Genomic DNA, 603 nt, shown 5'->3' with positions numbered 1-603 from the left:
CGATGAACTTGGCGACCACCGAGGCCGCAGAGCAGCGCAGAAACGTCGACTTACTGCGCCACCGCTTCGAGTCCTTCTTTTCGAGCGGCGCTCCCTGCCCTAAGGAAATCGCCGAAATTTGGCACGAACTGCGCTTCGACCCAGAAGCGGCTTTACAGGCTGCCGAGAAACACAACGCGCCTGGACTGGCAGCCATCGCCGAAGAACTGATCGAGGCCCAAGCCACCCTCGCTGAACTCCAGGACGAAGCCAGACGCGAGCGCGCTCGCTTCGACGCATCGGCGGTCCCGCTGGCACGACTCCACGAATTCGCGCGCCAGCACGACGGAAAAATCCACACCGGAGGCACCGCTGCATGAACAAAAACTTGCTCAAAGGAATCGAAACCGTTCGCGCCCAGATTGCCCAGCTCAAAAGCGAGCTGTCCGCCCTTCGCGTGATGCCGATCCACCCCGATGACCTGCCAGCCCGCGTCGCCGATGTCGTCAAAACGTTGGCCGCCCGCGTAGACGAATCCGCGCTCGGCGCACTGGTCGCAGCCTCAACGCCACCCGGAAACCAGGATGATCCGCTGCGAGCGGTCTGCTACGTCTCCGACCAGCC

2 protein-coding genes are annotated in these 603 nt (G+C 62.9%); both read left to right on the top strand.

The annotated features are described in order from the left end of the window. Positions 1–359, top strand: a 359-nt coding sequence (locus ACSHWJ_RS15975) for a hypothetical protein (protein ID WP_432540109.1), incomplete at its 5' end; no start/stop codon positions are given. An 8-nt stretch (positions 360–367) separates the two neighbouring features. Continuing rightward, the coding region (locus ACSHWJ_RS15970) for a hypothetical protein (RefSeq protein WP_432540108.1) at positions 368–603 on the top strand (236 nt) is incomplete at its 3' end.

Source organism: Methylococcus sp. S1M, from assembly GCF_051295855.1.
Taxonomy (GTDB): Bacteria; Pseudomonadota; Gammaproteobacteria; order Methylococcales; family Methylococcaceae; genus Methylococcus; species Methylococcus capsulatus.
The sequence above is the reverse complement of the archived record's forward strand: the minus strand, read 5'-3'. Positions and strand labels throughout refer to the sequence as shown.